Origin of the sequence: Paenibacillus sp. LjRoot153 (assembly GCF_964253085.1) — a bacterium.
Lineage (GTDB): Bacteria > Bacillota > Bacilli > Paenibacillales > NBRC-103111 > Paenibacillus_E.
In genome coordinates this window covers 5,369,842-5,381,505 of record NZ_CAXUQH020000001.1, presented here as the reverse complement: position 1 = coordinate 5,381,505, position 11,664 = coordinate 5,369,842, and the positions used below count along the sequence as shown (strand labels likewise).

Below are 11,664 nucleotides of genomic sequence, written 5' to 3'. Positions count from 1 at the left end.
GTTGAACAAACAGATAGTTCTAAACAATTCTAAACAATCAAAAACGGAGCGCCGCGGGTTTGCGGGCTCCGTTTTTGAATTAATATGGAATATTAATAGTTGCACTTTAGCCCAACCACAGAATTAGATGGTTGGGCTCTTTTTTTGCGAATTGTCGGAAAAGTATAAAGGAATGCCAAATAATCTAAATACATGGAAGTGTTCATCGGTCAAAATAAAGATAAGCATTAATGACATTGTTGATTTTAGAGGGAGGAAATCGTTTGAAATGTGTAATGGCTTTTCATCGCAAACAGATTCGACAAGCTTGGGCGTATATGCTGATTTTATGTATGACAGTTTCGTTGTTGCCTGCTGCGTCCGTAACAGCAGCAGTGGGTGATCCATTGCCTGTGTTTAGGGAGGATTTCAATGATGGACTAGCAGACGGTTGGACAACTTATGGGTCTGAAAATGCAGGGAATAGAGGGTCTTGGACAGTCAATGCAGCGAATCAGTATAGAACGACTGGAGCCCCAGGCTCCAAAACTGTGTTTCAGAATACCAATTTTAAAGATTTAGTTTATGAAGCGGATCTCCAGGTATCCGGTATCAATTCAGATCAATCAGGGCTGCTATTTCGGGTCACTGGAGCTACGGGTGATGTGGCAGACGGATATAATGGCTACTTTGCTGCATTGCGTGTAGATAAAAAGATTATGCTCTCCAGGGTTGTAGGCGCGGGCGGCAATGAGTATAAACAATTGCAAGAAGTATCTTATCCTTATGCAAGCGGTCATATGAAAGTAGTCGCGGTAGGCAATCACATTCAAGTGTTTGTCGATGATATGATAACGCCGAAGATTGACTTTGTTGATAATGACGGCAAACAAATTACTTCTTCCGGCGCAATTGGTCTTCGAACGTGGTGGGGGACAACGAACTTTGATAATCTCGAGGTCAAAGAGTATGCGACCACAGAGACAGCTGCTCCGGTGTTCGATATACCTGCTGGTGTTTACAACAGTGAGCAGCATGTTGCACTCACAACGCCAAGCGCAGGGGCAACGATCCGATATACGCTTGATGGCACACTGCCGAATGCAACTTCTCCAATCTATACGTCACCTATCGTGGTGACATCGGATGTGATTATGAAAGCTTATGCGGAAAAAGCAGGTGAAATGGTCTCGAGCGTGGTGACGTCCTCTTATATTATTGCGGATAGTACGCCAGCGTTTACCGATGACTTTAACGATGGCGATGCACAAGGCTGGACGAATTATTTGGGCCAAACGGGCGGTGTCACAACGTCATGGTCCGTAACGCAAAGCGTTTATAACTATGTGGCTGTTAATCCAAGAGGAGCAAAATCCGTCGTGGAAGGGGTCTATCAAGATTTTGTATTTGAAGTCGATATGAACCCGCAGGATGCCGTATCTTCCAATAGCGGTGTGGTTTTCCGAGCAACGGCGCCAGCTGATGGTGTGGATAAAATAAATGCGTATTACGCAGGAATGAATGCTGCTGGAAAGCTTCAAATTGGTAAGATGAGCGCTGCGGGAACGAATGGCGCGTGGACAGAGATTGTCTCAACGGTTGTAAGCGGCGTCAAGCCGAACGACTACAATCATCTGAAAGTGATTGCAATTGGCACGCATTTTTACATTTACGTGAATGAGATGTTAGCCTACGATTTTACAGATGCAACGTACTTGGCGGGCGCAGTTGGGCTGAGAGCATGGAACAATGATCTAGCTGTCTCTTATGACAATGTTTCATTGAAGCAATTAGCACATGTAGTCCTGCCTGTTGCAGCACCGGTTATTAATCCGAATTCGGGGACTTTCCCTAGTTCGCAAATCGTCACGATGTCGAGCTCGACAGTCGGTGCCGACATTCACTACACGACCGATGGCAGCACACCTACAGCGGCGTCACCTGTCTTTAACGGTCCTCTCACTTTGACAGCAACAACGACAGTGAAAGCGATTGCAACAAAAAATGGCATGCTCGATTCCGCGGTTCAGAGTGCGACGTTCACGTTAGTCAGTCACACATTCTCGGATGATTTTAACGATGACAATGCGAATGGCTGGACGACTTATCAAGGAACATGGAATGTTGCGAGCAAATCTTATCAAATAACGGATAAAGGTCCTGGCTTTAAGTCCGTTGCTAATGGCACTTCTTTCGCTAACTTTGAATACGAAGCTGACATTATGTTGAAAAATGGTGTGAATAACGATAATGCAGGCTTAATTTTCCGAGTTACGAATCCGAGCAATGGCGGAGATAACCTACAAGGCTATTATGCGGGACTAACCTCAAATGGGCGTGTGCAGTTGGGGAGACTGAATAACAACTGGAAAGAACTTGCTTCCATTATTTACCCTGTCACACAAAATACAGTCTATCGTATGAAGGTGAAGGCGGTAGGCAGCCATATCGATATCTATATCAATGACGAGCATATCGTAAGTGCTGTAGATACGACCTATACAACTGGGGCAATCGGTGTCAGAGCACATTATGTTGCCACAAGCTATGACAATATTAGTGTCAAAGACTTAGGCGAAGTTCAGATGCCGACGTACGACTGGTCTTGGGTACAAGGCGCAGTTTTCGTGCCTACGAACGTCGTGAATCAGATTCAGCAATGGGACGAATACGATCATGATATTAACGATCGCGAATTAGGCTATGCAGAAATGTACGGCATCAATTTTGTACGGGTATTTGTACATAACTTGTTGTGGGAAGACGATAGCGTGAAGTTGTTAGCAAATCTGGAAGATTTCTTACAGCTTGCCGACAAACATGGCATCAAAGTGGAACTTGCCTTTTTCGATGATTGTTGGGGCGACTATCCTGAAATGGGACCTCAACAAGCACCAAGATACGGAGCGCATAACAGCCGTTGGGTAGAAGGTCCCGGTGATGCAGTTAAATCCAACTATGCAGCGAATAAAGATGCATTGAAAGCGTATGTGCAGGGAATTGTCAATGCGCATAAAGATGATTCGCGAATTGCTTTCTGGAACATTTATAATGAGCCGAGCAATGGCGAGAGCGGACTTATGGATCAAATCACGAAGCAGATCATGAATGATGCACGTATTTGGATCAAAGAGATCGATACCAATCATCCGGTATCCTCAACAGGTGGCCAATTTAGCGGTGATGCTACGTCAGACTTTATTACATGGCATCCATATGAGTCCGATTACCCGACACCTTACGGGGTCAGCAAGGGAATTCTTGCGGATGAAGCGATGAACAGATCGACGCAAACGGTTCCAGGCATTGTGGAACACTACGGTCAGAAAGAGATCGGTTTCGTTATGTGGGAATTCGGTATCGGCCGAGATAACACGCGCTTCCCTTGGGGATCGGATACGAATCCATTGACTTCTGAGCCGACTATGCCTTTCCATGGAATTACCTATCCAGACGGACATCCATGGGATGTGAACGACATTAAGGCATTAACAGGAACAGCTTTCGATACGCTGCCTGTTTTCAACGTGAGCTACTACAAGGACGATACCTTTACAACGTTAGCTAAAACATCGTTCACACCGAAAATTGATTTCGATCTTGGGAATGAGAAGGGAACAGGTTCGCCAGACCCAACCGTAGGCATTGGTGAGGATCACTTCTCCACGCGATGGATGGGATCGGTGCAGCCGACGAATTCAGGGACGCATACGATTTACGTGGATAGCGATAACGTTGCTAAAGTGTGGATTGGCGAAACATTGGTCGTTAACAAAACAAGCAGCATAAGAAAGGAAACATACGGTACGATCGCATTAACAGCTGGAGAAAAGTACCCGGTGAAAGTCGAGTATGTTCACGCAAGCGGTGATGCCAGTTTACATGTCAAATGGTCACATACCAATCTAACCAAGCAAGCAGTAACCCCTATTTATGCGGGGAAAAGCGTAGCCTCTGTTTCATTAGATGTTCAAGCATTGACGGTAAAAGTGGATGAAACGAAAAAGCTGACGGCGACGATTTCACCCGTAGATGCTTCCAACCAGCTGCTTACGTGGAGTTCCAGCCACACAGGTACTGTGCAAGTTGATACGAGTGGTAATGTGAAAGGGATCAACAAAGGAACTGCGACGATTACAGTCACGGCAGCTGGTGGGAAAACAGCTTCTGCTGTAATCACGGTGACGAATAGCGGCAAGTTCAAGAACCCGATCGTGCCTGTCTCAAGCGGGGCTGGTTCGGCAGATCCGAGCGTAGTTTTCAAGGATGGCTACTATTATTATGTTAAATCGGACAATGATGCTTCGATTCAGGTCGTGAAAGCGAAACGTCTTCAGGATATCGGAATCGAGCCTCGTGTTACGGTCTATACGCCGCCTAGCGGACAAATGTATTCCAAAGGATTATGGGCGCCTGAAATTCAGAGCATCAATGGCAAGTGGTACATTTATTTTGCAGCGGATGACGGCAACAACAATAATCACCGCATGTATGTGCTAGAAAGCGATACGGATGACGCTCAAGGCAGCTATACGTTGAAAGGTAAGATTGCCGATGCCTCAGACAAATGGGCCATTGATGGCACTGTGTTAGTGAAAAGCGACAATTCCATGTATTTCGTATGGTCTGGTTGGGAAGGCGATACGAATGTGAGTCAAAAGATTTACATCGCGCCGATGAGCGATCCATGGACGATCAGTGGACCTCGCGTACTGTTATCTTCACCTGATCAAGCTTGGGAGCTTGATGGCACGCCGACTATCAATGAGGGTCCGGAAATTTTGATGAAGGACGATAAAATCTTTATCGTATATTCGGCAAGCGGCAGTTGGACAGACAATTACAACTTAGGCATGTTGACGAATACCGATGGAAATGTCCTTAATCCAGCTTCTTGGACGAAATCAGGTTCCGTATTCAGCAAATCCGCGGGAGCATTCGGTCCGGGACATAACTCATTTACGAAGTCTCCGGATGGTTTGGAGGATTGGATTGTGTATCACGCCGATCTTAAATCTGGCGGCAGTTGGGGAAATCGTTCCGTTCGCGCTCAGAAGTTTACTTGGAATCCAGATGGCACGCCAAACTTCGGCACGCCGGCCGCTTATGGGGCATTGATTCAGGAGCCTTCAGGTACACCGTCAATCTCCATGTACAGCTATGAAGCGGAGGATGCCATTCTTGGAGGTACTGTGAGAATTAACAATTCCGACGAGGCTTCAGGCGGTAAAGTGGCTGGTCATGTGGACACGGCTGGAAGCGACTATATCTCATTTCATGTGAACGTTGAAGAAGCGGGCACTTACCAAATGACGGTCATGGCTGCAAATGGAACCGGAGGCACGGTTATTGCTCAGCAAGATGTTTCCGTTAACGATGGAGCCAATCAAGTCATTGATTACAAACAATACGGATGGGGACGTTACAATCCATCTGCTATCACGATAACCTTGAATCAAGGTTTGAATACGATCAAGTTAACGAAAAAGACGAATTTTGCCGAGATCGACAGACTAATTCTTAAGCTTCTACAGCCATCGAGTCCAGTGGGATACAAAGCTGAGCTATTGGCGGACATTGCTGCTGCTCAAACGAAGCATGATCAAGCTATTGAAAGTGGACGTAATGGTTCCTATGCGGCAGGGGCCAAAGCGGCGCTGCAGGCAGCCATTGATCAAGCTGCGCATGTCGCTGGCAATAACGCATCAACAGAGGGGCAATTGATTGCTGCGATCGCTAATCTGGCAGAGGCCGTTACTGCTTTTGAAGCGAAGAAGATCAATACGAATATTGGCGCAGGTGCTGGTGTTACAATCGGGGATTTAGCTATTGTGGCGGCTTCTTATGGCAAGCAGCAAGGTGATGCGGACTGGGATGCAGATGCAGCGAAAGCAGATATTAATAAGGATAACAAAGTAGATATCGAAGATCTTTCCATTGTTGCTAGTGAAATTATGCAATAAGAATGATTGAAAGGGAGGAAGCATATCGACATGACATTTCATAAATGGTTTGTAGGTTGTCTAATGTTAATTACCACGACAAGTGCTGTACTACCTAGTGCATTCGCGGCAACCGAAACGGCAACGCCGTCTTACACGCTTACAATTTCAAACCCAAGTCCTTCCAAAGGTGAGAAGGTAGAAGTGGTCATCAAGGGACATGAGTTAAAGGATCTTTATGCATATGAATTGAATGTGGACTTTGACCCATCACTTCTTACTTTGAAAACTGCTACGACGCAAATTCCCGGATTCTCTGTACCTTATATAGTGAAGGATAACCACATACAACTGGCACATACGCGGGTTGGGAAAGTGGATGGGGACAGTGGCGATCAAACGTTGTATACATTGGTGTTCGAGGCGATTGGTCAAGGGAAAGCTGAAATGATTCTTAATAAAGTGAAATCAGTCGATTCGCACCTTGCGAGTACCAATCAGCAGGTAGATGAAAAGGCAGAATTCCGAATTGACGGCTCGCTACCGTTTGATGATTTAGGTGAATTCAGCTGGGCGGAAGAAGCGATAACCTTCTTAGCGGGAAAAGGCATTGTAAACGGTACTGGCGATCGTATATTTAGTCCAGATCTCCCTGTTTCACGTGCAGACTATGTTGTGCTTTTGATGAGAGCGTTAAATCTGAAGGGAGCTGCGGAAGCATACTTTATGGATGTAGAACAGGGGAAATACTACGAGGAGGCCATCAACACGGCAAGGGATTTGGGGATCGTCGAAGGGGATGAGAACAATTTCTTCCATCCACAAGCTTCTGTTACCAGAGAAGACATGATGGTACTTACCGAACGGGCGCTGGCTAAAGTTACGAAACTTGCGAGTCATCAAGATGCAGCAGCCTTGCAACCATTCAACGATGTCTCAGATATCTCAGATTATGCGTTAGACAGTGTATCCACACTGGTAAAATTGGGGCTCGTTCATGGTTACGGGGAAGGAATTCATCCGAAAGATTCTACAAATCGTGCGCAAGCAGCGATGCTGATTTATAACATTTTGAAGACGCCAGACTTATTGCAAAAGAAATAATACAGAGAAGGCTTTCAGGGGGACGCAACCTGGAGGCCTTTTTTTCGGGGGAAGCGAGGCTTAACCCTTACTTAACAGGGCGTGATGAGGTGAGACGTGTTGGTTGCGAGTAGGGTTAGGGTGAGTGGAGAGAGAGAAGTAGAAGTAGAAGTAGAAGTAGAAGTAGTGTGGTCAGTAGAGTAGCAGGCTTTTCAAATAAATAAAATATACAGCTAATTTTACCGATTTACCTGAGATTTAGTGAATAGATGGAAAAAGTACAGCTAATTTGAGGAAGATTGGAGGTTTGGTAGATTTTAGCGGAAATTAACTGGAGGAAATCCATCTATTGCTCCCAAATGGAGAGAATCAGCAAAAATAACTACATAAACATTTAAATATCATTCCGTGCACCGATCCCGAGTCACCACCAACATCCGCACGCCAAAAGTAAAGGAAGAAAATCGAACAAAAGATCGGGATATTACAAATCTAAATTTGGAGAAATATGCTAAGTTTAAAGCAAGCTTTTAGTAAGGTAGAAGGAGGAATAGATAGGAAAATTAGGAATCCAATCGATTGTCTTATTAGCATGTAACGGTAGAATTGAATTCGAGAACGTAGGAGGAGCAACAAATGAAAAAAGCAGTCATCGGCATACTCATGGCCTGCATCCTTGTCACAGGCACAGTAAACTTACCTTTGAACGTTCGTGCCGCAGATCCAACTTCGGATGGTCATGGATTGATGGGAGATTTCTATAAATGTGAGAAAAATCCGAATGATCGTCAAGATATTACGGTGTTTAACTTCGATAACTTTAGAGGAGAAAGAGCTGTTGCTAATCTAAATGGGGATTCGTTTACAAGTATTTTCAACCAATTGTCGGGAACACCCGATTATAATACAGCACGGTTTACAGGCACCATTGTTCCTAAATATTCAGAGGACTACACCTTCCATATGGTTGGTGATGATGGTTTCCGATTATGGATTAACGGCGAGAAAATTATTGACTTCTGGCAACAAACGTGGGAAATCCCGCAAGACAGTGTTGCCATTTCGTTAGAAGCAGGCAAGCATTATGATATCAAGGTTGAATATCTACAAGGTTGGGGCGGTTCCTGGCTGCGCATGGAATGGGAAAGTGCTAGCCAACAACGAGAAGTCGTGCCAGAATCAGCGCTGTATCTGCCATCCGATCATATCCTTCCCTCGAAAAAAGAGGAATTGACGGCAGAAATACAAAAGATTGATTATTTAACGGACAACTTTGCAGGTGATGTAACCCCAGGTGCTTTAAACGACCTTGAAGCAACGAAGGTTACTGCCGAAACAACGCTTAACACTATTGATGCCCAAGCTATGACGGATGATGAAAAGGTGGCGCTGCTCTCGCAAACGATCCAAAACGTATCCGTTGCCAGATCCGCTTTTATGAAAGAAATGGGCGTCACAAGCAAGGCGGTGTTTAACAAGTTTAACAACCCGCTTTATCAAGGGCAGGACCCTTTCGTCACGTATCATGACGGTTATTATTATTTCGTATCTTCGAGCAACTTGGATTCCAATAATAAAGTGTATGTGTCCAAATCGCGCACACTGACCGATCAAGGTGAAAAGGTGCTTGTATTTGATTCACTGGGGACACAAACGCGTATTTTTGCACCTGAAATCTTCTTCTTTAATGGTAAATGGTACATCTATTATTGTGCGGATCGGCAGGATTACGGCTATCAACATATGGCAACAGTATTGGAATCTACCACTTCGGATCCGCAAGGCCCATTCGTAGATAAAGGGGCTATTTATGCAGGTGAAAATGGTGTCTATAAGCAAGCGAATGACTTTACGGTTTTTGAGCATCAAGGTCAATTGTATGCCGTGTGGGGGACGTTAGGCGCGGGTGAACCGATTGGACCCGCTATCGCTCCGATGGATAATCCGTATACGATTTCAGTAGATCGCTCTTTCTTACCAGGAGGAGGCGGGGAAGGTCCTCGCGTGTTACAAAAAGACGGCAAAGTATTTATCACCATGTCAGAAGGTGATTACGCGTCCAATGGCTATCGGTTGTCCTATTTTATGAATACCGATGGGAATATATTGAATCCGAGTTCTTGGTCTCGCACGAATGATGTTTTCGTAGCAACAAATGAAGTATCGGGCCCTGCTAGAGCAGGATTTGTGAAGTCCGCTGACGGTACGGAAGATTGGATGATTTATCATTCACGCGTGTATAAAGATACAGGACGCAACTGGTGGCGTGAAGTTAATATTAAGAAATTCGATTGGAATCCAGATGGAACACCTAACTTTGGTCAGCCGGTTTCACCCAATGAATGGCAAAGCCTGCCTTCAGGCGACCCCGGTCAAGGGGATATGTATCAAGCCGAAAATGCGGTTCTTTACGGTGATATTACCTCGGACAATGCGCATACCAATTATCAAGGAACAGGTTATATTCATTTGCCGACAACCGGAGCTGAAGCTAGCTTCGTCGTGCAGGCCCAGGAAGCTGGCGATTATATCGTTGGTACACGTTATGCCTATGGGGTACAAGTGAATGGGGAATCCACGAATAACCCGACAACGCAATTACCAGGTAGAGCCAAAATCAACGTCTACGTCAATGGCATATTTGCAAAATCAATTTCCCCTGATAAAACAGCCATTAGTTGGGACGAATGGTTTACCGATTCGCAGCGATTGCATCTGCAAGCAGGTGAAAACGTCATCAGTTATCGCATTGATAATCGTTCAATTGGTAATGTGAATTTGGACTATCTCACGATGTATAGGGCAGATATACCGAATGTCATCGATACGAATCAAGTAGCGGGGACCTTGTCTGGTACTACGGTCATTCAAGCTGGTCAACAATTTGAAATGAATTATGGTTTGACTCATGTTTCGAATAAAGCAGAAGATGCGGTCTACGCTCAGGATCTGTTCATTAACTATGATGCGAATAAACTTGATCTTGAATCGGCCGTATCCAAGAAGGAAGGTCTCGTTGTTCTTGGCTTTAAAAAGGTCGCCCCAGGGCAAGCGCATATCCTGCTGGCAAGTCTTGGCGCAGGGAATACCGTAACCACAGATGGTGATTTGCTAACGCTGCATTGGAAAGCGCTTCAAGTGACGGATAATGCGAGCATAACCATTTCTCCAGCGAAAATTGCCAATTCAAAGGGCGTGGAGACGGTATTGGCACCTGTCGCGTTCAACTTGCAAGTGACAGGTGGGGGAACTCCAAGCTCGCCGGATGTAAACGCAGATGGCAAAGTGAGTATTGGCGATCTTGGTATTCTAGCCTTCAGCTATGGCATTTCCTCATCCAGTCCGGATTGGGCTGGGGTACAGAAGTTAGATTTGAACCATGATGGTGTCATCGATATTGTCGATCTGGCGGCATTAGCAAGAGCTATTATCCAATAACATGGAATAGGTTTAGCGTGTTAAAGAGAGAGGTAGATCCATGGGATCTGCCTCTCTTGGCATTTATGTCTCCCTTTTCAGTGGGTATGACGGAATAATGCAAAAAATGACTTTTGCGTGTAAAGACGCTTACACCGCATAAAGCTACAATTACATTGTAAGCATTTAATTAGAGGAGGAAACACAAATGGTGCAAAAAAAGAGATTCATGGGGGCCCTAGTGGCAGCAACGGTTTTAGCTACATTGGTTTCAGGATGCGGAACAAAAACAGAAACAACTTCAGCGACGAAAGCGCCAGATACTGCGAAAACTACGGAAGCGCCTGCAAAAGCAGCTGACAGCAAGCTAGTCATCGGTTTCTCACAAATTGGTGCGGAAAGCGGCTGGCGCGGTGCGGAAACACAATCCATTCAAGATACAGCTAAGGCTGATCCGACGATTGACTTGAAGTTCTCCGATGCACAACAGAAACAAGAGAACCAAATCAAAGCAATTCGTTCATTCATCGCTCAAAAAGTTGATGTCATTGCTATGGCTCCTGTTGTTGAAACAGGTTGGGAAGCTGTTCTAAAAGAAGCAAAAGACGCTAAAATTCCAGTTATTCTAGTTGACCGTGGTATCGATAAGAAAAACGAAGATTTGTACACAAGCTTCATTGGTTCTGATTTCATCACGGAAGGTCAGAATGCAGCTAAAGCGTTGGCTGAGCACATGGGTGACAAAGGGAACGTGGTTGAGCTTGAAGGAACAGTTGGCGCGAGCGCAGCGAATGATCGTAAAAAAGGCTTTGACGATGAAATGAAAAAACATCCAAACATTAAAATCGTAAAATCCCAAAGCGGTGATTTCAACCGTGCAACAGGTAAACAAGTGATGGAAGCAATTCTTAAATCGCCAGAAGGCAATGACATTCAAGGCGTATACGCACATAACGATGACATGGCGCTAGGCGCGATTCAAGCGATCGAAGAAGCGGGCAAAAAGCCAGGTACAGATGTGAAAATCGTATCCATCGACGGGATTAAAGAAGCATTCGAAGCAATTAAAGCGGGCAAATTGAATACAGTTGTTGAATGTAATCCATTGTTAGGACCACAACTGTATCAAGCGGCGAAAGACTTGAAAGCAGGCAAAACTGTACCGAAATGGATTAAATCCAATGAAGACGTATTCTCAGGCCAAAAAGCAATCGATGCGCTTCCAAATCGTAAATACTAATTT

Annotated in this window: 4 protein-coding genes; all 4 read left to right on the top strand. The window is 45.0% G+C overall.

All coding sequences use genetic code 11. From position 1 onward, the window contains the following. Nucleotides 1-263: 263 nt before the first annotated feature. Complete coding sequence (locus ACSQ8P_RS23415; protein ID WP_436237380.1) at nt 264-5,942, top strand: family 43 glycosylhydrolase; 5,679 nt, start codon at nt 264-266, stop codon at nt 5,940-5,942. 30 nt (nt 5,943-5,972) lie between these two features. Next, nucleotides 5,973-7,025: an S-layer homology domain-containing protein gene (locus ACSQ8P_RS23410; RefSeq protein WP_436237379.1), complete on the top strand. Its 1,053-nt coding sequence runs from the start codon at nt 5,973-5,975 to the stop codon at nt 7,023-7,025. A 615-nt stretch (nt 7,026-7,640) separates the two neighbouring features. Continuing rightward, the gene (locus tag ACSQ8P_RS23405; protein WP_436237378.1) at nt 7,641-10,442 is read left to right on the top strand and encodes a family 43 glycosylhydrolase; all 2,802 of its coding nucleotides are present in this window, start codon (nt 7,641-7,643) and stop codon (nt 10,440-10,442) included. 187 nt (nt 10,443-10,629) lie between these two features. Further along, nucleotides 10,630-11,661 carry an ABC transporter substrate-binding protein gene (locus ACSQ8P_RS23400; protein WP_436237377.1) on the top strand — a complete coding sequence of 344 codons (1,032 nt, stop codon included), beginning with the start codon at nt 10,630-10,632 and terminating at the stop codon, nt 11,659-11,661. Nucleotides 11,662-11,664 lie beyond the last annotated feature (3 nt).

Excerpts from the sequence above, each read along its gene's own strand:
- ACSQ8P_RS23400 (WP_436237377.1), top strand. The coding sequence starts at position 10,630 with ATGGTGCAAAAAAAGAGATTCATGGGGGCCCTAGTGGCAGCAACGGTT.
- ACSQ8P_RS23410 (WP_436237379.1), top strand. The coding sequence starts at position 5,973 with ATGACATTTCATAAATGGTTTGTAGGTTGTCTAATGTTAATTACCACG.
- ACSQ8P_RS23405 (WP_436237378.1), top strand. The coding sequence starts at position 7,641 with ATGAAAAAAGCAGTCATCGGCATACTCATGGCCTGCATCCTTGTCACA.